We start from the raw sequence: 24584 nt of genomic DNA on the forward strand, positions 1-24584 counted from the left end.
TCCGTACGGTGCATCGAGGGGTTTCCTCCACCGCATAGCGGCGGAGGTGGCAGCTGGCGCAGCCAGATGACGGAGGGGGCCCCTCATGAAGGCTGATCCCGACATTCGCCAATTTGCCAAGTCGCTGCGCCGGAAGATGACGGATGCGGAAACAATCCTCTGGTCGCGTCTGAAGGGCCGGCAGCGGGACGGATGGCAATTCCGTCGCCAGCATCCGGTGGGTCGCTACATTACCGATTTTGCCTGTACGCGGGCGAGGCTGGTTCTGGAAGTGGATGGCGCCACGCACGCGGAGGATCATGAAATCGCCCGTGACCGCCAGCGCGACACGACACTGGCGCAGCTTGGCTGGACCAGTCTGCGTGTGACCAATCTCGATATCTATGAAAACCTGGAAGGCGTTCTTGATACAATCGACCATGCCTTGCGCAATGCCCGGCAAGACGGGCAGCTAAACTCTCATCTCCAAAGGAGCCTCTCCCATGAATGAAGCCTATGTCTATGACGCCGTCCGCACCCCGCGCGGCAAAGGGAAGTCCTCCGGCTCCCTCCACGAAATCACCGCGCTCAGCCTCGGCACACAAGTCCTGCAAGCCATCCGTGACCGGAACGAACTCGACACCGCCATGGTCGACGATGTCGTCTTCGGCTGCGTCTCGCCGGTTGGCGAGCAGGGCGGCGACATTGCCCGCATCGCGGTGCTGAATGCTGACTATGCCGACACGACCGCCGGCGTGCAGGTTGACCGTTTCTGCGCCTCCGGCCTCGAAGCCTGCAACATGGCTGCCTCGAAAGTCATGACCGGCGAAGCCGACATGGCCATCGGCGGCGGCGTTGAAAGCATGAGCCGCGTGCCGATGGGCGCTGCTGGCGGTGCCTGGTCGTCCGACCCGCAAATCGCCATCAAGTCCTATTTCTCGCCCCAGGGCGTCGGGGCCGACACAATCGCCACCAAATGGGGCTTCTCGCGCGATGACGTTGATGCCTTCGCCGTCGAAAGCCAGAAGCGTGCCGCCCGCGCGTGGAAAGAGGGCCGCTTCGCCAAGTCCATCGTTCCTGTGAAGGACCAGATGGGCGGCATCCGCCTCGACCATGACGAGCACATGCGCCCCGAAGCCGACATGCAGTCGCTCGCCGCGCTGCAGCCATCCTTCCTCGGCATGGGCGCCATGGGCTTTGATGAAGTCATCAAGCAGCGCTACCCGGAACTGGAAAAGATCAACCACGTTCACCACGCTGGCAACTCGTCGGGCATCGTGGACGGCGCTTCGGCCGTCCTGTTCGGATCGAAGGAAATGGGTGAGCGTTTCGGCATGAAGCCGCGTGCCCGTATCCGCGCCATGGCTTCCATCGGTTCCGAGCCCGGCATCATGCTGACCGGCCCGACGGACGTGTCCCTCAAGGCGCTGAAAAAAGCCGGCATGAACCCGGAAGACATCGATCTCTATGAACTGAACGAAGCCTTTGCTTCGGTTGTCCTCCTGATGATGCACAAGCTGAACATCCCGCACGACAAGATGAACGTGAATGGCGGCGCCATCGCCATGGGCCACCCGCTCGGCGCGACCGGCGGCATGCTGATGGGCACCATGGTCGACGAGCTTGAGCGGAGCGGCAAGGAAACCGCCCTCATCACGCTCTGCGTCGGCGCCGGCATGGGCACCGCGACCATCATCGAGCGCGTTTAATCCTTACCCGAATTACTGGAAGACAGACATGAAACTCGAAACATTCTCATTCGACATCGACGCGGACGGCATTGCCCATGCCGTGTTCGATGTCCCCGGCCGCAGCATGAACACACTGACCGGCAAGGCCGTCGCCGACATCATCGCCTTCACGCAGGAAGTCGCGACCAATGACGCGATCAAGGGCCTCGTCATTTCCTCTGGCAAGGCCAGCGGCTTCTGCGCCGGGGCTGACCTCGGCGAAATGGGCGACCGCGCCGGCAGCGGCGGATCGTCCGAGCCCAAGAGCGAGGCCGAAATCAAGAAGGCCCAGTTCGATGCGGGCTTCTCGCTGAACAAGACGCTTCGCCAGCTCGAAACCTGTGGCAAGCCTGTCGCGGTTGCGCTGAACGGCCTCGCCCTTGGCGGCGGTCTCGAAGTGGCGCTCGCGGGTCATTACCGTGTTGCAGCCAATGACAATCCGAAGCTGCAATTCGGCCTGCCGGAAGCCAAGATCGGCCTCCTGCCGGGCGCGGGCGGCACGCAGCGCCTGCCACGCCTCGTCGGTGTGCAGACGGCCCTGCCGCTGATCCTTCAGGGGGAAAGCTTCAATGCCGAGAAGGCGCTCGCCATGGGCGTCGTCAATGAACTGGCGCCATCGTCGGAAACCGTTGCCAGGGCCAAGGCCTGGGTGAAGGCCAATCCGAAAGCGAAAGCGCCTTGGGACGAGAAGGGCTTCAAAGTGCCCGGCGGCGTTCCACACCGCAGCCCCGGCGCCGGTCAAGTGATGACCATGGCCAACGCCATGCTCCACGCCAAGACCTATGGCAATTATCCGGCCCAGCTGAACATCCTGTCCTGCGTCTATGAAGGTATCATGGTGCCAATCGACGCCGGCCTGCGCATCGAGACGCGCTACTTCATCAACACGCAGCAGCGGCCTGAGGCGAAAGCCATGATCCGCTCGCTCTTCCTGTCGACGCAGGCGCTCTCCAAGGGCGGCAACCGTCCGGCGGGTTACCCGAAATACGAGCTGAAGAAGGTCGCCGTCATCGGCGCCGGTCTGATGGGTGCAGGCATCGCCTATGTCCAGGCCAAGGCTGGCATCCCGACCGTGCTTGTCGACGTCACCATGGAGAATGCCGAGAAGGGCAAGGACTATTCCCGCAAGCTCGTCGAGAAGGATGTCTCGCGCGGCAAGCTTACGCAGGAGAAGGGCGATGCCCTGCTCGCGCTTATCACGCCGACCACATCCTATGATGATGTCAAAGGCGCCGACCTTGTCGTCGAAGCCGTGTTCGAGAATGAAGAGCTGAAAGCCAAGATCACGAAGATGGCCGAGGAGCAGCTCGCTGATACGGCTGTCATGGGCTCGAACACCTCGACCCTGCCGATCACAGGCCTCGCAAAGGCGTCCAGTCGCCCTGCCAACTTCATCGGCATTCACTTCTTCTCGCCGGTCGAGCGCATGGGCCTTGTCGAGATCATCTCGGGCGAGGAAACCAGCGAAGAGACACTGGCCAAGACGATCGATTACGTGCTGGCCATCCGCAAGACGCCAATCGTCGTCAATGACAGCCGCGGCTTCTACACCTCGCGTTGCTTCGGCACATATACGCGCGAAGGCATGGAAATGCTGGCCGAAGGCATCAAGCCTGCGATCATCGAAAATGTCGGTCGCCAGTGCGGCATGCCGATGGGCGCCCTCGAAGTGACCGACTCTGTTGGCATCGACACGGCGCTCAAGGTCACGCGCGCCACGGCGGAAGCCATGGGCGCTGACGTCCAGGGCGACGAGCGTACGCAATTCCTCGCCTGGCTGGTCGAAGACCAGGGCCGTGTTGGCCGCAAGGCCGGCAAGGGCTTCTACGACTATAACGAGAAGGGCAAGCCGGAACGCCTCTGGCCCGACATCAACAAGATGATCGAGGTCAAGGTCGACGAGTGCCCGCCTGCGCTGAAGACGGAACTGACCCATCGCTTCCTCGTGCGTCAGGCCATCGAAGTGGCCCGCTGCTTTGAAGAAGGTGTCATCACGGATGCGCGCGACGCCGACATCGGCTCGATCCTCGCCTGGGGCTTTGCGCCGTACACGGGCGGCTGCGCCAGCTACATGGACCTGATCTGGGGCATCAAGCCATTCGTCGAAGAGGCTGACCGCCTTGCCGACAAGTATGGCGAACGCTTCCGTCCGAACGACCTGCTGCGCGACATGGCTGCCAAGGGCGAAGGCTTCTACGATCGCTTCCCACCCGGCGGCGAGAAAGCCAAAGCCGCCGCCTAAAGCGTCAGCGCGTTACGTAAAAGAAAAGGCCGGAGCATCGATGCTCCGGCCTTTTTCTTTGTCAGGGCTGTAATGCAGATTTATCCGTTTGCGGAAGTGTGCCTATCAGGTCGCTGACGCGCAACATGACCGGTGGCACGGCATTCTGGCCTTCCTGCAGCTCTGCAAGTTGCTCCGCCAGCTCACCGCTCACAGTGCGGCCGTCTTCGCGCGGGATGCGCCAATCGGCGCCGCTCTGGATCAGCAATTCGACCAGATCCCAGCGCCTGTTGATCGCGAGCACCAGCGCCAGCGGCGCGCCATACTCCGTCGCTTCGAGGTCGAGTCCATGTGCAATCAGCATCCGTGCATGGGTCAATGGCAGGCTGGCGCACCAGCGAAAGACCAGCGGGTTGCCAAAACTGTCAACCTGGTTGGGATTGGCGCCAGCCTTCAGCAAGGCATCAAGAATTTTGGGGCTCGTCGCGGCAAGCGCCCTGTCGAGACCGCTGTCGGGCGCCGCCCCAAGTGCCAGCAGCGTCATCACTACGTCGAGGCGCGATCCGCGCTCGCAGGCGGGGCCGTCGCTGGCGCGTTCCACGGCAAGGCGAACAAGCGTCATATCTTCCTTGCCCGTCGCATCAAGGTCCATGCCCGGTGCGAGGCTTTGCATGGCTGCGGTATCGCACGCCACGATCGCCGCCCCCATGTCGTTCATTGCCCGTACCGTAAAATACCCGCGCCCAAGCTGCATTTGCTCAATCCGGTGCGTCATCGTGGCCGAACGCACCCTGTTGCTGAGCAGGAGCAGGCCGGGGCCGATAACCGCGAGGAGCGCCAGCATGCGCCAGACTGGCGAGCGGCTGAATGCAAAGAGCAGCATGCATAGCAGCAGGACGATGCCCGGCGTGAGGATGAAGAACACGAGGGCCATCTCGCGTCCGCCATCATTCCCGCCATATTGCGGCTGGCCCAAGGTGCTCAGGAACAGGAAGAGCAGGGCCGCAGCTTCAGCGACAGCAATGGTCCAGAACGTCAGGCTGAACCCGAAGCTGGAGGTCAGGTTTCCAAATGACATAAGGTTCCACCGCGTTCTACCAGCCAGTTGAACCCGGGACCAAAAATCTGCAAGCGGTCAAATTGAAAAGGCCGGAGCAGTGATGCTCCGGCCTTTTTGTTTCTGCTTGTTGGTGGGGCCTTATTCGCCGCGGGCGCGGGCCCACCAGCCCTTACGCTTGGTGCCGGTATCCTTGGCCTCTGCCTTCGCCGGTTCCGGCTTGGGCTCAGGCTTTGGTTCAGGCGCCGGGGCAGCTTCAGCCGCAACGGTTTCCTTGACCGCTTCGACCACAGGCGCGGGCGTCACGTCCGGCGCAGGCTTTGGCTCGGCCTTTGGTTCAGGCGCGGCCTTGGTCTCGACAGGCGCAGGGGCGGCCTCAGCAGCAGGCGCCTCGGCCTCTGGTTTCGGCTTGGCGCGCGAACGACGGGCGCGTTTCGGCTTCTCGGCCTTCACGGGTTCGTCGGTGTCGGTGTCCGCTTCAACTTCGGCAGCTTTCGCAGGCGCTGGTTCGCTGGCCTCAGTCGCTGGGGCAGGGGCCTCTTCAGGCTTGGCGTCGCTTGGCGCTTCGGCGTCCAGCATCTCCGGTGCGCTGGCCGACAGGCCGTCGAGATAGGCGCCGCCATCCGTTGGCGCGCCTTCCTGGGCGCCTTCGGCACGGTCCTCGCCACCCGAACGGCGACGGCGACGTCCACCCCGGCGACCGCGACGACGACGCTTGCGGCCGGCTTCCTCGCTATCGTCCGAGCGGGCTTCAGGCGCATTGCCGCCCTCGCCCTCGTCATCGGCATCATCGTCGCTGTCATCATCCGAAGATGCGGCAGCAGGTGCAGTCTCGCCATCAATCACTTCGAGGCCCGTATCACGGGCATCGCGGTTGCGGCCGCGGCCACCCCGACGACGGCGACGCTTGCGCGGCTTGCCTTGCGTGTCTTCGGCCTTGTCCTCGGCTTCGTCATCCGTTTCGGCGACGGCCTCGTCATCCTCGTCCTCGATATCCTCGTCATCATCCTCATCGGAGACAGCGGGCTTGGTGGATTTGGACAGCGAACGTGGCGGTGATTTCTTCTTCGGTTTCGAGTTCGGGTCGCGCTCGGCATCGATCATGAAGTCGCCGGGCAGCAGGTCTTCGGACGAGTGGATCGACACGGCAAAGCCGGCCATCCGTTCGATCTCGATCAGCGCTTCCCGTTTCTGGTTGAGGATGTAGAGCGCAACATCTGTTGGCGCCTTCACCGAGATGCTTTTCAGTCCGCCGGTCGAGGCGCGGGCCTCGATGGCGCGGATCAGCTGCAGAGCCGCCGACGGGATAGAGCGGCGACGCCCCGTGCCGTTGCACGCTTCGCACGGGTCGGATGTCGCCTGCAGCACGCCCTGACGGCGACGCTGGCGCGAGATTTCCATCAGGCCGAACTGCGAGATGCGACCATGCTGGACGCGGGCACGGTCAACCTTGAGGCATTCCTTCAGCTTCTTCTCGACGGCGCGATTGTTCTTGTTCTCGTCCATGTCGATGAAGTCGATCACGACGAGGCCGGCCAGGTCGCGCAGGCGCATCTGGCGGCAGGCTTCTTCCGCTGCTTCCAGGTTTGTGCGTACGGCGGTCTGCTCGATATTGCGTTCCTTGGTGGACTTGCCGGAGTTCACGTCGATCGCGACGAGCGCTTCGGTCTGGTTGATCACCAGATAGCCACCGGATTTCAGCTGAACGGTCGGGGAATAGATGGAATCCAGCTGGTCTTCGACCGCTTCGGAGACGAACAGCGGATCGCCTTCCTTCCATTGCTGAACCTTCTTGGCCTGGCTCGGCATGATCAGCTTGGCGAGATCTTTCGCTTCGCGATAGGCCTCGTCGCCCTGAACCCAGACTTCCTCGATCTCCTTGTCGAACATGTCGCGCATCGCGCGGTGTACAAGCCCGCCTTCGGCATTGATCAGCATCGGCGCTTCGGAGGTCAGCGTCTTCTCGACAATGGTTTCCCATAGTTTCGAGAGGTACTCATAGTCGCGCTTGATTTCGGCCTTGGTGCGCTTGGCACCGGCCGTGCGCACGATCAGGCCCATGCCATCGGGCACATCCAGCTCGGCAACGATGGACTTCAGGCGCTTGCGGTCGGCGCCATTGACGATCTTGCGGGAGATGCCGCCGCCGCGTGGCGTATTGGGCATCAGCACCGAATAACGGCCTGCCAGCGACAGGAACGTGGTCAGGGCAGCGCCCTTGTTGCCGCGTTCTTCCTTGACGACCTGCACCAGCATCACCTGCCGGCGCCGGATCACTTCCTGAATCTTGTAGCGCTTGGAGATGGATGAGCGCGGCGATTCCTTGCGGGCCGGGCGACGGCCACGAGCGGGCTTGGCCGAGGCCTTGGACTCGCCGTCTTCGCTCTCGTCGTCGCCATCATCCTCGTCATCGTCGGAGGCGTCGTCATCGCTGTCGTCGCTGTCATCAGCGTCGGCATGGGCGTCTTCGTCGCCCTCGATATCGTCGTCGTCTTCATCCTCGATCTGGGCAGCGGCCTCTTCGGCGGCTTCCTTCAGGAGGGCTTCGCGGTCTTCAGCCGGAAGCTGGTAATAGTCGGGGTGGATCTCGCTGAAGGCGAGGAAACCGTGGCGATTGCCGCCATATTCAACGAAAGCGGCCTGCAGCGATGGCTCTACGCGGGTTACCTTTGCGAGGTAGATATTGCCGCGAAGCTGTTCGTTACCGGTTGTTTCGAAGTCGAAATCATCGACTTGGCCGCCATTGACGATGGCCACACGGGTCTCTTCCGGGTGGGCGGCGTCGATTAGCATGAGTTTGCTCATGGAACATAACCTTATGATCCGGCGACGCCGCCATGGGCGCAAGGCGCCTCGTGCGAGCGGTCAGGCCGGTCTGTGTTTGTTGGGAAAGGGTGCAGCCATGCCTGTCCCATGCACCCAAAGGCGGCATGGTAGAATTGACGATGGCCACGGCACCCGTGCACATATTGCTCTGCTTTCCGGAGCGCGGCGCCCGCTTGCCTTTTCGGTGAAGCGCGATCGCTGACGCGTCATTGGGAAACTTGTTGAATAGCCTGATATGCGGCTACTTTCAGGATACTGCCCAATTTCAGGGGGAATTGAAAGGGCGAATATCCGCCAGCACCATTAACATGACGCATGTGCAGTCAATGCTGGGTTAATCTTCGGTCTGCTAGGGAGAATGGAAACCATTTCCCTTTACCAACGGCTTGTCCGGCCAGACAGACCAAATGATCCTTTTTCGCCCTCTTATCCTGCTATGCGCCTGTATTGTCTTCGGTTTTTATGCCGGGGCCGATATCAGTGACGTCCGCGTGGTCGGAGACGGCGCGCCGACGCGAATTACGGTCTGGAGCGATATTTCGCAGGATGCGCAGGCTTTTCTGGCCGAATCGGGGGGACAACGCAGCCTGGTCCTGCCGCTTCAGGGTGAAACGCAGTCCCGCGCCGGCAATGGCATGGGCGGGGTGGCCAACTGGGCCCTATCCGGCGGGCGTCTCAGCTTCCTGCTCGACCGCCCGCTGGTGGTTTCCCGGGTCCTGTCCCTGCCGCCAACCGGCAAGGAAAAGGCCTGGCGCATCATTATCGACCTTGAAACCGTCTCCACGGCCCGCTTTGCCAGTATCGCCAAACGCGACATGCAGCGGCTCGCACGCGCAGAATCCGATGCCCGCAAGGCCAGTATCACGCTGGCATCTGCTGAAATTGCCCCGGCAGGGCCGCTCAGCCCGCGCAATCGCAAGGGCCACGGCCAATATGTCATCGTTGTCGATGCGGGCCATGGCGGCAAGGATCCCGGCACCCAGTCCTCCAAGGGCCTGCTCGAGCGGGACGTGACCCTCAAAGCGGCGCTCTACCTGAAGGAATTGCTGGACAAGGACCCGCGCTATACGGTTCGCCTGACGCGCGAAGATGACCATTTCATCGAACTGGAAGACCGCGTCACGCTTGCCCGCAAATGGGGCGCAGACCTTTTCATCTCGCTGCATGCCGACGCGGCGGGCTCGCCAGACGTCTCCGGCGCCTCCGTCTACACGATCTCGGAGCGCGGCGAGCGTCGGATCGACAAGGAAGCCGACAAGAATGACTGGAAAATCCCGATCGAGACCAGCGGGTCCAAGGTCGTCGGGAGCATCCTGGAAGATCTCGTCAAGCGTGAGACCAAGAGCCATTCGGCCGCTTTTGCCGAGGATTTGCTGCCCGAACTGAAGGCCGCTGGTCCTGTCCTGCGCAGTACGCACCGCAATGCAGGCTTCTATGTCCTGCTGGCGCCGGATGTCCCGGCCGTCCTGCTCGAGATGGGCTTCCTCACCAATGCGGACGACGCCAGGCGGCTGCAATCGTCATCCGGACGCGAAAAATCCATGCAGGCCGTCAAACGCGGTATCGACAAGTTCTTCGACAGGCAGGAAGTCCTTGTCGCATCTGACTAAATAGCGGGCTCTCCTGCGGCCTTTGACCCTTGCCGCGAGGCGCAGTTGCTGAAAGATTGTTCATATGAGACTTTTCCGGCCCCTGTCAGCCCTCTCCGCCATCCTGCTGGCCGGGTCGTGCGTCAGTGCGCCATCGAATGACGATCTGCGTAATGCGCTCTTCTCCAATGGCCGTCCGGCCGAAGCGCAGGCCTATGGCGACTTCCTCGTCGCCCGCTTTGCGGCGATGACCAATGATCCCGAAACGGCAGCTGAATATTATGCCGCCGCGATCGACACGGCCCCTGAAAAGTCCGGCATTGCAGAGCGGGCGGTGTTTTCGGCCCTGCTCGCTGGCGACTATGAAACCGCCGTGGGCCTTGCCAAGCGCGCCAGCCAGGTTGGCAGCGAGGCGACATTGGTGCGCCTCACGCTCGGCGTCGATGCCATGGTGCGCGGCAAGGAAGACGAAGCCACACCCTATCTGGATGAAACCAAGTACGGCCCGTTCAATGAAGTGATCGCGCGCGGCCTCTCGGCCTGGCGTATCGCTGACAAGGACGGCGCCGATGCCGCCGAGGCCTACCTTCGCAGCGGCCTGTCCGGCGATGCGAACCTCGACAGCGCCACGCTCTACATGATGGGCCTGTTGCAAATGGCCGAGAAGGATGACGCGGCGGCGCTCGCCACGTTTGAAACGCTCTGGGACTCCGGCGCACGGCTGGCCGTGGGCGTGCATGCCCATGCGCAGCTTCTGGTCGCCGGTGGCCAGCGCGACCGTGCGCTTGAAATCCTCCAGACGTTTCGCGACGACATCGGCCAGAATGCGGGCCTTGATGCCCTCCGCGCCGATGTCCTTGCCGGTCGCAAGATCAAGCCGACACGGTTGACCACGCGCGAAGGCGCGGCGCTCGCCGTCTATGTGCCGGCGGCAGCGCTGATGATGCAAACCGATGACGATCTCTCCGGCGTCTATTTCGTGCTCGCCCTCGCGCTCGACCCGAACCTGCAGGTCGCCCGTTCGCTCTGGGGCCAGTCGCTGGACAATGCCGGCCGCCGCGAAGAGGCCGTTGCCGTCCTCTCGCGCATCCCTGACAAGTCCGAATTCTACGCCACCGCGCGCGGCCAGATGGCCTGGGCCCTGCGCCGGGAAGGGCGCAATCAGGAAGCTATCGCTGTTGCGGGCGAGGCGCTCCAACATTCCCCCGACCGGGGCCTCAAGATCCAGCTGGCCGATCTCTTCCGATCGTTGGACCGGGATGACGAAGCCGAACACCTGCTCAGCGAGGTCATCGCCGAAGATGCCAGCGCTGGCCGTCAGGACTGGCGCGTCATCTATGCGCGCGGCACGACGCTGGAACAGACGGATCGCTGGCCTCAGGCGGAAGCCGATCTCAAGACCGCGCTTGCCCTCCAGCCCGAGAATGCGTCGATCCTGAACTATCTCGGCTATGCCTATATCGACCGGGGCCTCAATTACGATGCCGCGCTGAACATGATCAGCCGCGCCGTCGAGCTGGAGCCCCAGTCCGGTTATATCGTCGACAGCCTCGGCTGGGCGCACTACCGGATGGGCCGCTACGAGCTGGCCACCCGATTCCTCGAACGGGCCGTTGAGCTATCGCCCAGCGTTTCGCTCCTTAACGATCATCTCGGCGATGCCTATTGGCAGATGGGCCGCAAGACAGAAGCCCGCTTCCAGTGGCAACGCGCCCTGAAGCTTGACCCGAGCCCCGAAGACAAGGCCCGTATCGAGGCCAAGATGACCTCCGGCCCCGAAGCGGTTCTGCTGAAGAAGGCTGAGTCTGATACATCTACAGCGCTGGCCGTCGCCCGCCGGAACTGATCCCAGCCAATGCCGACCTCATTCAGCACATTCGCGCCGGCCAAGGTGAACCTCTTCCTGCATGTCGGCCCGGCCAAAGCCAATGGGCGCCATGACCTCGACTCGCTGGTTGTCTTCGCCGGGCCGGAAGCCGCCGACCGACTGACAGTCGAGCCCTCGGACATCCTGACGCTCTCCGTCACCGGCCCCGGCGCAGAGAAGGCTGGCACCGGCGGTGATAATCTCGTCCTCAAGGCCGCGCGTGCGCTGCAGGCCGAAGCAGGCATCAAGCACGGCGCGGCGCTGCATCTGGAAAAGTCGCTGCCGGTCGCAGCCGGCATTGGCGGCGGATCGGCGGACGCCGCCGCTGCCCTTCGCCTGCTCACCCGCCTCTGGGACATTAACCCTCGGCATGCCCGCGCCGTCGCGCCGCAGCTCGGCGGTGACGTGCCGGTGGCTCTACTCGGCCAGCCCGCTTTCATGCGCGGGGAAGGGGAGCGGGTCGAACCTGTCCGCCTGCCCGCGCCGATCCCGGCGGTTCTCTTCAATCCGGGCATGGCCTGTCCGACGGGGCCGGTCTTTGCTGCCTTCGATGCCGCCGATGGCGGCGCCGGATTTGCCGAATGCGGGCCCTTGCCGGAGTTTGCCGATATGGGCGAATTGATCGACTGGCTGGCTGGCCAGCGAAACGACCTTGAGGCCCCCGCACTGACCCTTCATGCCGCCCTGAAGTCCCCGGAATGGTCCTTGAATGGTCCGAAAAGTCCCCTGATGACCCGCATGAGTGGCTCGGGGGCGACCTTTGTATGCCTGTACGCGACCCTTGATGCGGCGAGGGAATCTGCAGAATCCCTAAGGGCTCAGCAGCCCGAAGCATGGGTGCGCGCGACGCTGCTGGGAGGCGCGGACCTGTCATGACTCTGGTGCTTCTGGGCATGCCGATCATCTCGGCCCTGTTTTGCTGGCTGGTGATCCGGCTCGGCGTGACGGATGCGCCGGACGGCGGACGCAAGACACAGAAAGCCCCCGTGCCGACCTCCGGTGGCATCGCCATTTTCGCCACCGTCGCCTTCGGCCTCGGCCTGACCGGCGACCTGGTTGCTATCTACAGCACAGAGCTGGCTGCGCTCCTGATGTTCATCCTGATGGCTGTAATCATTGGAGTTTATGACGACATCCGGGGTCTGGATTCGAAGCGGAAGCTCGTGCTGCTGGGGGCCATTTCGCTTCTGGCGGCCGCCTTCGGTCCGCGGCTTGGCCATTTCCACATGCCGTTCGGGCCGGATGCGGGTTATGCGCTGCCCGTCTGGTTTTCAGTGCTCGGTGTCGGGCTCTGGCTGTTCGTGCTGATGAACGCGACGAACTTCATGGACGGCGCCAATGGCCTCGCCATGGGCAGCGCCGCCATCATGCTCATCGCCTTCGCCATCCTGCTGAAATTGCTCGATATTACCGACCCCGATACCGATGACGAAGCGATCATGAGTCATCTTGCGGCGCTCGCCGCTGCGGCCATCCTCGGCTTCCTCGTCTGGAACATGGCGGGCAAGCTGTTTGCCGGCGATACAGGCGCCCTCGGTATGGGCGCCTTGCTGGGCGCGGCCGGACTCATGGTGGCCTGCCGCATGACGGTGTGGGAGCCCGCGACCCTGATACTGCCCTTCCTGGTGGACGTTTTCCTGACGCTGATCTGGCGGGCCCGCGCCGGCAAGCACCTGTTCGAGGCGCACCGGGATCATGCCTATCAGCTATTGTTGCGGGACGGTTGGCCACACTGGAAGGTCTCGGCCCTATGGGCGGCGATGAGCTTCGCGTGCGGTGCAGGCCTTCTGGGCCTCGGGCCGATTATCGGCGCGCGCATCATCATTATCCTCGGCGCCGCAGGCATCGGCCTGTGGGTCTGGCAGAGGCGGACGCTAGGCCGGAAGCTGGCCGAGGAAGGACGCTAGTAGGCGCGTTCCACGCAGAAATCGGCCAGGTCTTCGAGGGCGTCACGATAGACGCTCTGGGGCAGGCTGCGCAGCGCGCCCTTGGCGAGCGCCGCATAGGCTTCCGCTTCCTGCACCGTGGCCTCAGCCGCGCCGGTCGCGCGGATCAGGTGGACGGCGTGGGCCAGATCCTGCTCCGCCTGTGTATCCGGATTCAGCGCGCGTTCCCAGAATGTGCGGTCCTCGTCTGAACCGCGACGGCGGGCAATGATGACCGGCAGGGTGATCTTGCACTCCCGGAAATCGTCGCCGACAGACTTGCCGATAACCGTTGTTGTGCCGCCATAATCGAGCACGTCATCAATGATCTGGAAGGCGAGGCCCAGATTCTTGCCATAGGTGGCGAGCGCTGCTGCGTGTTCATGGCTACCCGTCGACATGGCGCCAGTCTCGGCGGCCGCTTCGAACAGGGCGCCAGTCTTGGCCTCGACAATGGCGAGATAGTCTTCGGTGGGCAGGTCGCGCGCCTTCATGGCCGCGAGCTGGCGCACTTCGCCTTCTGCAATTGTGGTTGAGGCTGTCGCGAGCCGGTTCAGGATGTCGAGACTGTTGGTTTCAACAAGCAGGTTGAAGGCGCGGGCAAACAGGAAGTCGCCCACGAGGATGGACGCCTTGTTGCCCCATATCGCCTTGGCAGCGGGCTTGCCGCGGCGCAGATCGCTCTCGTCGACGACATCATCGTGCAGGAGCGTGGCGGTATGGATGAATTCGACCGCAGCTGCGAGCGCATGGGTGGCGCGGCTGGTCTTGCCGACCGCCTGCGCTGAAATCAGCGTGATCATCGGGCGAAGCCGTTTGCCGCCAGCCGACACGATATAGCCGGAAAGATCAGGGATGACGGCAACAGGACTGGCGGCGCGTTCGGCCAGCAGCATTTCCACGGCGGCGAGGTCGTCTGCGACAAGCGCCTGCATGCGTTCGACGATCGAGCCGATGGCCGCCTTGGATCTGGGTCTCGGCGCGAGGGTCAAGAAGTAACTCCTGTTGGATCAGCCTAAGCTGCTATCTAGGCTTATGCGATACAAGCGCCAAGGACGACGCGGCACCGGGCCGCAGCTATATGGCGCAGGTTTGCGCATGTCGCCATAGGCGCTGTGTGCGTGGGGCTGGAACAGATGCCGGTTCTGGGCTTTATATCCCTTATGAAAACCCTCATCGCCGTCTCCGCTTTCGCCCTGCTCGCCGCCTGTGCGAGTCATACGCCTTATGGACCTGCACGTTCCGATGGTGCGGCAGGCTATGCATCCCAGAAAATCGAACAGGGGCGCTATCGCGTCTCCTACACGGATTCCGATGCAGGCCGGTCGCATGACATGGCCTTGCTCCGCGCAGCCGAAATCACCCTTCAGGAAGGTGGTGACTGGTTCGAGGTCACCGGCGGTTACACTGATCAAGAAACTGGCCGCTCCGGCAGTCGCTCGTCTGTCAGCGTTGGCGGGTCAAGCGGCTCCTATGGCAGCGGCGTGGGCATGGGCGTCGGTATCGGCCTCCCGCTTGGTTCAAGCGGTCCGAATATCACCACAGTGATCGATATCATTACCGGCAAGGGCGAAAAGCCTGATCGTTCATCCGTCTATGACGCGCGTTCGGTCGACATCAACCTCCGTGGCACTGCGCCCTGATGGAAGAAGTCTTCCGCACCAATGACCTGGTGAAACTCTCGTATATTGAACATTTGCTGCAGGAAGCGGGCATCGAATATTTCGTTGCCGACCAGCATATGTCAGCCATTGAAGGCAATATCGGTGCCTTTCCGCGCCGCGTCATGGTGCGCGAAGACCTGATGACGGCTGCGGAAAAGGCCCTTTCCGGAGTCGACCGCGGGTGACCGCGACGACGCAGGACACGGTCTACCAAGGCCGCGTGAAACTCATTCAGCCATTAAAGGGATTCCGGGCCGGCAGCGACTCGCTGCTACTGGCGGCGGCATTGCAGGACAGGGATAGCGGAGAAGCGCTGGAGCTGGGATGTGGCTGTGGCGGGGCTATGTTGCCGGCGGCGTTTCGGTTGCCCGGTGTGCGCTTCACCGGCGTCGAAATCGACGCGCAGATGGCGGAGCTGGCGCAGGCCGGTGTCGCGGCCAATGGTTTTGAAGATCGCGTTTCTGTAGAGGCTGCTGAAGCTTCCGACTGGGTGAAGCGCCATGAGAACCGGTTCGATCTCGTCTTTGCCAATCCGCCGTATTTCGAGCCAGGCCGCATTTCGCCGCCGGGCGAGGGCAAGGCGGGTGCGTATATTGAATCCCTTGATGTCGCTGGCTGGGTGAAAGCCATGGTGTTTGCGGCAAAGCCGCGGGCGCCTGTCGTGCTGGTTCACCGGGCGGCCGAACTGGCACGGCTGCTGGCGGCTTTGGACAGGCAGACGGGCGATATCACGGTTTTGCCGGTCGCTTCGAGGCCCGGCGAGGAGGCGCGGCGCGTTCTGGTGCGTGGGCGCAAGGGCCTGAAGCGCGGGCCTGTCCGGCTGTTGGCGCCGCTGTATACGCGTGACGCCTCGGGTGGGCCTTCCGAGGCCGGTCTCCGGGTAACGGAAGGGCATTCGATCACCTGGTAGCATGTATTCAAGGGGTATTCGGAGTCCATTCCCGGACCCATCATCCGAATTCAACTTGCAAACGCTTGCCACTTGCCCACCTCAGGTAGAGGATGAGGGCAAGGAAAGGCTCGTTGCATCATGTTCGGCGTTCTCCTCTTCGGATCAGTGTTTTTCGGGCTCGGTATCGCCATGCTCGGGCATCCGGCATTTTACCGCGCACTGACCGGGCGCAAGAGCGGCTCGGCCGACCACGCGGACTCCAAAGGCCTCTGACGCTTGCGTGCTGCCGCGCTGCCTTGTAGGTCCGGGCGACACACAATTTCCGGACAGTTTCCATGCCAGCGCCCAAAGCCCAGCCGAAACCGAAATCCTTCCAGGACCTGATCCTGACCCTGCAGGCCTATTGGGCCGAGCAGGGCTGCGCGATCCTGCAGCCCTATGACATGGAAGTCGGCGCGGGCACGCTGCATCCGGGCACGGTGCTGCGGGCGCTCGGGCCGAAGAACTGGCGGGCGGCCTATGTGCAGCCGTCGCGGCGGCCGAAGGATGCGCGCTATGGCGAGAACCCGAACCGGCTTGGCCATTATTACCAGTTCCAGGTCATTCTGAAGCCGAACCCGGCGAACCTGCAGGACCTCTACCTGACCAGCCTCTACAAGATCGGCATCGACCCGATGGTGCACGATATCCGCTTCGTGGAAGACGATTGGGAGAACCCGACCGTCGGCGCGTGGGGCCTCGGCTGGGAAGTCTGGTGCGACGGGATGGAAGTCAGCCAGTACACCTATTTCCAGCAGGTCGGCGGGCTTGATGTCTTCCCGGTCTCCGGCGAGCTGACCTATGGGCTTGAGCGCCTCGCGATGTATGTGTTCGGCGTCGACAATGTGTACGACCTGCCGTTCAACGACCCTGACAGCGCCGTGCCGCTGACCTATGGCGACGTGTTCCTCGAGAACGAGCGCCAGCAGAGCGCCTTCAATTTCGAACATTCCGATGTCGAGATGCTGAAGCGCTGGTTTGCCGATTGCGAGAGCCAGTCGAACGCCCTGCGTGACGCAGGCAAGCCGCTGCCCGCCTATGACTATGCGCTGAAGGCCAGCCACACGTTCAACCTGATCGATGCGCGCGGCGCGATCAGCCCGACCGAGCGTCAGGCCTATATCGCCCGCGTGCGCGATCTGGCCCGCGGCGCGGCTGCGCAATGGGCAGAGCAGGAAGAGGCGCGCGCTTCCTGATTGAAACGGATTGGGCATCTAAGCGTAGGTGTGGGCAGAGGAGACCTGCCCATGAAATTCACATCTGCCCTATCCGCCCTTGCGCTCGCTGCCGGACTTGCTGCGTGCGGCCCGCAAACAGAGGCGCCTTCGCCTGATGCTACCGTGACCGAAACGGAGGCTGCTGAAATGCCGACGGTGACGCAGGAGCCCGTGCCGATCGAGAAGGCCGACGAAGCTTCGGCCTGGGAGCTGACGGACTTCACGCCCGCGACCAATGAAATCTATTGCAGCTTCCATGCTGTGAACGCCGAGAGCGAACCGGGACCTCTGCTGTTCATGACCGAGATTGCAGGCGTGCCGGCCCCCGGCGCCATTGGCCTTGAGGGCGAGCCCGTGCCGCTGAAGGAAGTGTCCAAGACGGACACTGAAGGCACCAGCACATGGCTTTATGCCAATGAGGCGCGGGGCCTGATGGTCCAGCTGGAGGTAACCGAGGTCGGCGACGGGTTCGAGTACAAGAGCTATGAGGGCACGATCCAGGTGACCCAGCCGGAAAGCGGGAGGGCCGTTCCCTTTACCGGAACTTGCGGGGTTTAGACCGGGCAAGGCCATGTGATCTGGCGCGCAAGTCTTGACCCCGGCGCAGGCGCGTCTATGCCGTGCAGTCTTACTTTCCAACGGCTGGACTCCCTATGGCTGACCTTCTGCTCGAGATCTTTTGCGAGGAAATCCCTGCGCGTATGCAGGCCAAGGCCGAGGCTGACCTTGGCAAGGCGCTGGGCGATGCGCTGAAGGGGGCGGGCCTCGGCTTTGACGCGCTGGAGACGGCCAGCGGGCCGCGCCGGTTGAGCGTGCATGTGACCGGCCTGCCGGTGAAGTCTGCGGATGTGGCCGAAGAGCGCAAGGGGCCGAAGGTCGGCTCGCCGGAGCAGGCGATTGCGGGCTTCCTGAAGGGCGCGGGGCTGACCTCGATTGACCAGGCTGAAGTGCGCAGCGATCCCAAGAAGGGCGACTTCTATGTTGCCATGCTGGACAGACCGGGCCGCCTGACGGCGGACGTTGTGGCCGAGGCTGTGCCTGCGATCATTCGCGGCTTCCATTGGCCGAAGTCGATGCGCTGGGGCCCAAATTCAACAAGTGAGGGCGAGCTGCGCTGGGTGCGCCCGCTGCAGCGGATTCTCTGCGTTCTGGATGGGGCGATTGTGCCGTTTGATGTGGACGGGCTGGCGAGCGGCAACGAGACCGAGGGCCACCGCGTGCATGGGCGCGGGCCGTTCACGGTGACGGGCTGGGCGGATTATTCAAAACAGCTGGAAGGCGAAGGCCATGTGCGGCTGACGCGCGATGCGCGGCGCGATGTGATCGCCAAGGGCATTGCGGATGTGTGCGCCAAGGCGGGGCTGACCTGGGTGGAAGACGCCGGGCTTCTGGAAGAAGTGACGGGCCTTGCCGAATGGCCGGTCGTGGTGCTGGGCGACATGGACCCGGACTTCCTGGACCTGCCGCCGGAAGTGATCACGCTGTCGATGCGCACGCACCAGAAATACTTTGCGGTGAATGATGCCAGGAGTGGCAAGCTGGCGCCGCATTTCATTGTGGTCGCCAATATCGACGCGGCCGATGGCGGCGTGAAGATTGCCGAGGGCAATGCGCGGGTTCTCTCGGCGCGTCTCTCCGATGCGCGTTTCTTCTGGGAGAAGGACAAGGCGACGCCGCTGGACGAGATGGCGAAGAAGCTGTCGACGATTGCGTTCAAGGAAGAGCTGGGTAGCCTCGGCGACAAGGTGGAGCGTGTGGCCGAAATGGCCGAATGGCTTGCCGAAAAGATCGATGCACAAGCGAAACTGGCGCGACGCGCGTCCGAATTGAGCAAAGCGGATCTTGTGTCGGAGATGGTCGGTGAGTTCCCGGAGCTGCAGGGCGTGATGGGGCGGTATTATGCGTTGGAAGCGGGGGAGCCTGAATCTGTCGCCGATGCGATCCGCGACCATTACAAGCCTCAGGGGCCGTCTGACGCCGTGCCGACTGATCCGGTCAGCGTGGCCGTGGCGCTGGCCGACAAGTTGGACACGCTGGTAGGGTTCTGGGCGATTGACGAGAAGCCGACGGGGTCGAAGGATCCGTTTGCTCTGCGCCGCGCGGCGTTGGGTGTGGTGCGGCTCGCGCTGGAAAGCGGCATTAGGCAGTCATTGGGCCAGGTAATCAGAGGCGCGTACCTTAGTCTCTACAAAAATAGTGATATATTCGAGGTGGGGTTGAATTTGGAGCCATTTTACGATGAGCCACATATGGACGGGCGAGTGTTTGATGAATGGCTTCATGCAGGTGTGTGGGCAATCTTCTTTAAATATAGCCCCGAATACGCCGCAGTGCGGGAGGAATTTCTTTCTATTCGAGAAGGCGTATCCTGTTCGGAAGAACAAATAAATGCTGTAGAAATTGTTGAAGGTATTGGTCGAATAGTTTCACGGCTAGACTTGGCGCTGATGGATATGTCTGACGAGGCGCGAAAGCAGTTCGACCCGGTCCAGCTTAATAAAATTCAAACAGAACAGCTGCGCGCGGTTTTAGTTGAAGCTGATTATGCAATCGTGACACTTGTAAATGACCTACTCTCCTTCTTCGCAGACCGCCTGAAGCAAGTCCTGCGCGACCAGGGCCAGCGGCATGACCTGATCGACGCCGTCTTTGCGCTCGGTGAGGATGATCTCGTGCTTATCACGCGGCGCGTTGAGGCGCTTGGGGCGTTCCTCGATACGGAAGACGGGAAAGACCTGCTGGCCTTGTACAAGCGGGCCTCCAATATTCTTGCGAAATCTGTGCCCCTGCCTTCGCAGGGGACACGGCCTCAGAAGGATTCCGGGTCCCCTGCGAAGGCAGGGGCCGGAGCCGGGCTTGTTGTGGATGCCGACCTCATCAAGAAGGGCCCCAAGGAAGAGCAGGCGCTTTATGCGGCGCTGTCCAATGTGGGCGAGGCGATTGTTGCGCCGCTGAAGGCCGAGGATTTTGCCGGGGCGATGGCCGAGCTGGCCAGGCTGCGGGCGCCGGTCGATGCCTTCTTCGAGGGCGTCATGGTGAATGATGACGACCCGGCCGTGCGGGCAAACCGCCTGGCGCTTCTCAGCGATGTTCGCGCTAACCTTCACAAGGTTGCCGATTTTTCGCTGATTGAGGGCTGACTGCCCCAATTCTGAACGATTGCGGATGCAAGGCGTTTACCAATGCGTGGCATATGGGCCACGCATGTTTGACTCCGGGTGGGGTCGTACAGAAAACTAGCGCGATGGGCGATTTCACGCACGTCAGGGTCTGGCAATCCGGGTTGCAATGCAGCATAGGAATTGCAGGTTTTGTGGCAGGAATCTGATCCACACGGTCGATAAAAGGGTGAAGTACATGGGTGAACCGGCTTTGAAACACGCAGAACAGACCTGGGTTTACGGGTTCGGCGGCGGGACGGCCGACGGCGATGCGTCGATGAAGAACCTGCTCGGTGGCAAGGGCGCTAACCTTGCTGAAATGGCCAAGCTCGGCCTGCCGGTGCCCCCCGGCTTCACCATCTCGACCGCTGTTTGCACCGCTTATTACGAGCTGGGCCGCGATTATCCTTCCACGCTCGCGCCGCAGGTGGACGCTGCGCTGATCGCGCTGGAAAAGGAATCCGGCAAGGGCTTTGGCGATCCGGAAAACCCGCTGCTTGTCTCCGTGCGTTCGGGCGCGCGCGCCTCGATGCCGGGCATGATGGACACGGTGCTGAACCTTGGCCTGAACGAAGCCTCCGTGAAGGGGCTTGCGACGCTGGCCGGCGACCGTTTCGCCTATGATAGCTATCGCCGTTTCATCCAGATGTATTCCAACGTGGTGCTTGGCCTGCGCCATGACACGTTCGAGCACATTCTTGACGACTATAAAGAGCGTCAGGGCTTTGAGCTCGATACCGAGATGCAGGCTGAAGACTGGAAGGCCGTGATCGTTTCCTACAAGGAAGCCGTCGAAAAAGCGCTCGGCAAGCCTTTCCCGGATGATCCGAAGGAACAGCTCTGGGGCGCCATCTCGGCCGTGTTCGGCTCGTGGATGAATGACCGCGCGATCACCTATCGCAAGCTGAACGACATTCCCGCCGAATGGGGCACCGCTGTCACCGTGCAGTCCATGGTGTTCGGTAACCTCGGCGAAACCTCCGCCACGGGCGTTGCCTTCACGCGCGACCCGTCGAATGGCGAAGCCATCTTCTATGGCGAATACCTGATCAATGCGCAGGGCGAAGACGTGGTGGCGGGCATCCGTACACCGGCGCCCATCTCGCGCGAACGCGCCGATACGCTCGGTTCGAGCGATGCGCCGCTCGAAGAAGCCATGCCGGCCGTCTATGCCCAGCTGCGCGATGTCGCGAACACGCTGGAGCGCCATTATAAAGACATGCAGGACCTTGAGTTCACGGTCGAGAATGACCGCCTCTACATGCTGCAGACCCGTAACGGGAAACGCACCGCCGCTGCCGCGCTGAAAATCGCGGTCGATATGGCGCGCGAGGGGCTGATCACCGAGAACGAGGCTGTGCTGCGCCTTGAGCCATCACAGCTCGACCAGCTGCTGCACCCGACCATTGCCGACAATGCCAAGCGCGACGTGATCGTGACCGGCCTGCCAGCCAGCCCCGGCGCGGCCGTGGGCAAGGTCGTATTCGACAGCGAGGAAGCCTTTGCGCTGGCCGAGAAGGGCGAGGACGTTATCCTCGTTCGCATCGAGACCAGCCCGGAAGACATCAAGGGCATGCACGCGGCCCGCGCCATCGTGACGGCGCGCGGCGGCATGACCAGCCACGCGGCCGTTGTGGCGCGCGGCATGGGTCGTCCTTGCGTCTGCGGCGCCGGTGGCCTGCAGATCGATACGGCCAAGGGCGTGTTCCGCGTCATGGGCCGCGAAGTGAAAAAGGGCGACGTCATCACCGTGGACGGTGCTGCCGGTCAGGTGATGCTGGGCGCTGTCGAGATGATGCAGCCTGACCTGTCGGGCGATTTCGGCACGCTGATGGAGTGGGCCGACAAAGCCCGCCGCCTGAAAGTGCGCGCGAACGCTGAAACGGCGCTGGATGCCCGCACGGCGGTTGATTTCGGCGCCGAGGGCATTGGCCTTTGCCGCACGGAGCACATGTTCTTTGACGCCGAGCGCATTCCTGAAGTGCGCGCGATGATCCTCTCGAATGACGAGAAGGGCCGCCGCGAGTCGCTCGCCAAGCTGCTGCCGATGCAGCGCAGCGATTTCGAGGAACTGTTCCGCATTCTTGGCGAAATGCCGGTGACGATCCGTCTGCTTGACCCGCCCCTGCACGAGTTCCTGCCGCATTCCGATGCGGACATGGACGAAGTGGCCAAGGCATCCGGCGTATCGGTGGATGAGCTGAAGCGCCGCGCCGCTGACCTGCATGAGAGCAATCCCATGCTGGGACACCGCGGTTGCCGCCTCGGCATTACGTATCCTGAGATCTACGAGATGCAGGCGCGGGCCATCTTCGAGGCCGCGGTGAATGTGTCGAAAGAGACGGGCCGCCAGCCGATTCCGGAAGTGATGATCCCGCTTGTGGCCACCCACAAGGAGCTTCAGATCCTCAAGAAAGTGGTCGATGAAGCCGCCAAGGCCGTGTTTGCCGAAACCGGCACGACGCTGGAATACATGGTTGGCACGATGATCGAGCTGCCGCGCGCTGCGCTGCAGGCCGGCGATATTGCCAATTCCGCCGAATTCTTCTCGTTCGGTACCAATGACCTGACGCAGACAACACTGGGCATATCGCGTGATGATGCAGGCCGGTTCCTCAAGATCTATGAGGACAAGGGCATTTACGAGAAAGACCCCTTTGTGACGCTGGACCAGGTTGGCGTCGGCGAATTGGTGAAAATCGCTGCTGAACGGGGCCGCAAGACCCGCCCGAACATTAAACTTGGGATATGTGGCGAGCATGGTGGTGACCCGGCTTCCGTGGCCTTCTGCCATCGCTCGGGTCTCGATTATGTGTCCTGCTCACCCTACCGGGTGCCAATTGCGCGTCTCGCGGCAGCGCACGCAGCCCTCAAAGAATCGCTTAAATAGAGAGCAAGCCGCTCGTTTCGATGGCAAAACGGTGTTGTAGTTTTGTCACACGTGCTTTGAGTGCCAATGACCTGTCCCGGGGGGGCAGGTCTTAAATTCTTATGAAATTCAACAGAGTGCAGGAGACATTTCGTATATTACGCGAATGTCATACGCACATGCCGGATTCACCTTTCGGAAATGTCACTGACGGAACTGGCTGAGTTCTTGCTAGGAAGGGGGCTGGCCGCCTACTTCCCGCCTAGAAGCGGGGCCGAAACGGTCTCTAAATTTTAGTCAAACCAAATACGCCCGGGTCAAAATGACGAAGTCATATCGTCTGCCGGGGATTGGGGAGCGGTGATGTTGTTAAGGGTTCTTAAACCACGACGGGCGACTCTGACGCCAATGAGTGGGCTCCGAGAGAAGCTCAAGCGTTGGTGGATGACGATGACAGACGACGAACAGCGAGATATTTTTGTCCGCGGTGCAACGATTGCCGTTTGCGCCGTAGCTGCGACTGTCACTTTGCCCATGGTCGGCCAGATTCAGGCCGAAAAGCGGGCTGACGCCGATTTCCGCGAGCAGGCCGTGCGCCTTGCCAGCATGGAAGACGCCGGTGTGAGCGTACGTACGGCAGCTTATGCGCCTGCTCTGCTCGATACGCCGTGGATGCGTACCGTTGAATATACGCTGGAGCGCGACACCGGTTCCTCGATGAGCCGTTTTGCGATGCGCGACCGTGATGGTGCCGCGCTGAACTCGCTGGTCAGCTTCCGCCCCGAACATATCAAGCGCGCCGAGGCGATCAGCGCGGAACAGAAGTGCATGGCGCAGGCCGTGTATTATGAATCGGCCCATGAGCCGCTCGATGGCCAGATGGCCGTTGCCGAAGTCATCGCCAACCGCATGCGCGACCATCGCTATCCTGACACCGCCTGTGGCGTCGTGTTCCAGGGCGCGACCCGCACGACGGGTTGCCAGTTCACGTTCACCTGTGACGGGGCGCTCAGCACGCCTCCGATGGGCCGTAACTGGGAGCGCGCCAAGACGATCGCAGCGCACGTCATGATGAATCTCAGCGTCGACAATACGGGCGGCGCAACGCACTACCACGCCACTTATGTCGATCCGATCTGGAGCGCAGGCCTCGTGAAGACCGACAAGATCGGCATGCACGTGTTCTACCGTTTCCCACGCGGCTCGGAATGGGCCAGCGTTCGCAAGGGCTATGAAGCCAAGCGTGCTGAAGTGCGTATGGCTTCGCTCAGCGCGGATGAAGTGATCACGCCGGTTGATGGCGCGGCCACGTCCCATATCCAGACCGTTGAAGCTCCGACGATCGCCCCGGCGACTGTCACGACCTCCGACCGCACGATCACAAACGGCGCACCACGCCTGACCACGATCAAGTCGGTCGACTATGTCGAGCCTGAACTGAACACGCCAAGCAATGCTGACAAGATTGCCGCCTATATGGCCAAGCAGACCGGCATTACGGTTGCCAGCAATGATGTGAACGGCTCGGCACTACAGTAGGCGGGCCTT

Annotated in this window: 19 protein-coding genes; 16 read left to right on the forward strand and 3 right to left on the reverse strand. The window is 62.3% G+C overall.

Annotated features, from left to right (window positions below):
* Positions 1-85 precede the first annotated feature (85 nt).
* Genes HOC_RS02020 through HOC_RS02030 form a run of 3 tightly spaced genes read left to right on the forward strand, consistent with a single transcriptional unit; the run spans position 86 to position 3951 of the window.
* Positions 86-490: an endonuclease domain-containing protein gene (locus HOC_RS02020; RefSeq protein ID WP_084146087.1), complete on the forward strand. Its 405-nt coding sequence runs from the start codon at positions 86-88 to the stop codon at positions 488-490.
* Positions 483-1688 (forward strand): acetyl-CoA C-acetyltransferase, encoded by a 1206-nt coding sequence (locus tag HOC_RS02025; RefSeq protein WP_035535462.1) that lies wholly within the window; start codon positions 483-485, stop codon positions 1686-1688. The genes HOC_RS02020 and HOC_RS02025 overlap by 8 nt, the downstream gene beginning before the upstream one ends.
* Positions 1689-1716: 28 nt before the next feature.
* Complete coding sequence (locus HOC_RS02030) at positions 1717-3951, forward strand: 3-hydroxyacyl-CoA dehydrogenase NAD-binding domain-containing protein (protein ID WP_035535464.1); 2235 nt, start codon at positions 1717-1719, stop codon at positions 3949-3951.
* 61 nt (positions 3952-4012) lie between these two features.
* On the opposite strand, the gene HOC_RS02035 is transcribed toward HOC_RS02030, so the two are convergent.
* On the reverse strand, positions 4013-5008 hold the full coding sequence (locus tag HOC_RS02035; protein WP_035535467.1) for an ankyrin repeat domain-containing protein: 996 nt from the start codon (positions 5006-5008) through the stop codon (positions 4013-4015).
* Positions 5009-5128: 120 nt separating this feature from the next.
* On the reverse strand, positions 5129-7792 hold the full coding sequence (locus tag HOC_RS02040) for an Rne/Rng family ribonuclease (protein WP_035535470.1): 2664 nt from the start codon (positions 7790-7792) through the stop codon (positions 5129-5131).
* Positions 7793-8220: 428 nt separating this feature from the next.
* On the opposite strand from HOC_RS02040, the gene HOC_RS02045 reads away from it, so the two are divergent.
* The 4 genes from HOC_RS02045 to HOC_RS02060 all read left to right on the forward strand — a co-directional run bounded on the left by HOC_RS02045 (position 8221) and on the right by HOC_RS02060 (position 13176).
* Positions 8221-9423 carry an N-acetylmuramoyl-L-alanine amidase family protein gene (locus HOC_RS02045; RefSeq protein WP_035535750.1) on the forward strand — a complete coding sequence of 401 codons (1203 nt, stop codon included), beginning with the start codon at positions 8221-8223 and terminating at the stop codon, positions 9421-9423.
* A gap of 64 nt (positions 9424-9487) precedes the next feature.
* Positions 9488-11248, forward strand: coding sequence for a tetratricopeptide repeat protein (locus HOC_RS02050; protein ID WP_051624437.1), 1761 nt, complete (start codon positions 9488-9490; stop codon positions 11246-11248).
* Between the two features lie 9 nt (positions 11249-11257).
* The gene (locus HOC_RS02055) at positions 11258-12145 is read left to right on the forward strand and encodes a 4-(cytidine 5'-diphospho)-2-C-methyl-D-erythritol kinase (RefSeq protein WP_035535473.1); all 888 of its coding nucleotides are present in this window, start codon (positions 11258-11260) and stop codon (positions 12143-12145) included.
* A complete protein-coding gene (locus tag HOC_RS02060) occupies positions 12142-13176 on the forward strand; it encodes a glycosyltransferase family 4 protein (RefSeq protein WP_035535474.1) in 1035 nt (344 codons plus the stop codon). Before HOC_RS02055 ends, HOC_RS02060 begins: the two co-directional genes overlap by 4 nt.
* On the opposite strand, the gene HOC_RS02065 is transcribed toward HOC_RS02060, so the two are convergent.
* Positions 13173-14186 (reverse strand): polyprenyl synthetase family protein, encoded by a 1014-nt coding sequence (locus HOC_RS02065; RefSeq protein ID WP_035535476.1) that lies wholly within the window; start codon positions 14184-14186, stop codon positions 13173-13175. The genes HOC_RS02060 and HOC_RS02065 overlap by 4 nt on opposite strands.
* Positions 14187-14315: 129 nt before the next feature.
* On the opposite strand from HOC_RS02065, the gene HOC_RS02070 reads away from it, so the two are divergent.
* The 9 genes from HOC_RS02070 to HOC_RS02105 all read left to right on the forward strand — a co-directional run bounded on the left by HOC_RS02070 (position 14316) and on the right by HOC_RS02105 (position 24575).
* On the forward strand, positions 14316-14837 hold the full coding sequence (locus HOC_RS02070; RefSeq protein WP_162174796.1) for a CC0125/CC1285 family lipoprotein: 522 nt from the start codon (positions 14316-14318) through the stop codon (positions 14835-14837).
* The gene (locus tag HOC_RS02075) at positions 14837-15043 is read left to right on the forward strand and encodes a putative signal transducing protein (protein ID WP_035535482.1); all 207 of its coding nucleotides are present in this window, start codon (positions 14837-14839) and stop codon (positions 15041-15043) included. Before HOC_RS02070 ends, HOC_RS02075 begins: the two co-directional genes overlap by 1 nt.
* Entirely contained in the window at positions 15040-15768 is a 729-nt protein-coding gene (locus HOC_RS02080) for a tRNA1(Val) (adenine(37)-N6)-methyltransferase (protein ID WP_051624438.1), read from the forward strand. Before HOC_RS02075 ends, HOC_RS02080 begins: the two co-directional genes overlap by 4 nt.
* Before the next feature lie 120 nt (positions 15769-15888).
* Positions 15889-16023 (forward strand): hypothetical protein, encoded by a 135-nt coding sequence (locus HOC_RS22785; protein ID WP_277813032.1) that lies wholly within the window; start codon positions 15889-15891, stop codon positions 16021-16023.
* A 62-nt stretch (positions 16024-16085) separates the two neighbouring features.
* Positions 16086-16985 (forward strand): glycine--tRNA ligase subunit alpha, encoded by a 900-nt coding sequence (locus tag HOC_RS02085; protein ID WP_035535484.1) that lies wholly within the window; start codon positions 16086-16088, stop codon positions 16983-16985.
* Between the two features lie 51 nt (positions 16986-17036).
* A complete protein-coding gene (locus HOC_RS02090) occupies positions 17037-17564 on the forward strand; it encodes a hypothetical protein (RefSeq protein ID WP_035535486.1) in 528 nt (175 codons plus the stop codon).
* A 95-nt stretch (positions 17565-17659) separates the two neighbouring features.
* Positions 17660-20146, forward strand: a complete 2487-nt coding sequence (glyS, locus tag HOC_RS02095; protein ID WP_035535489.1) for a glycine--tRNA ligase subunit beta — start codon at positions 17660-17662, stop codon at positions 20144-20146.
* 217 nt (positions 20147-20363) lie between these two features.
* Positions 20364-23057, forward strand: a complete 2694-nt coding sequence (gene ppdK, locus HOC_RS02100) for a pyruvate, phosphate dikinase (RefSeq protein WP_035535491.1) — start codon at positions 20364-20366, stop codon at positions 23055-23057.
* 429 nt (positions 23058-23486) lie between these two features.
* Positions 23487-24575 (forward strand): cell wall hydrolase, encoded by a 1089-nt coding sequence (locus HOC_RS02105; protein WP_241766857.1) that lies wholly within the window; start codon positions 23487-23489, stop codon positions 24573-24575.
* Positions 24576-24584 lie beyond the last annotated feature (9 nt).

The sequence above is a fragment of the Hyphomonas oceanitis SCH89 genome (assembly GCF_000685295.1).
Classification (GTDB): Bacteria; Pseudomonadota; Alphaproteobacteria; order Caulobacterales; family Hyphomonadaceae; genus Hyphomonas; species Hyphomonas oceanitis.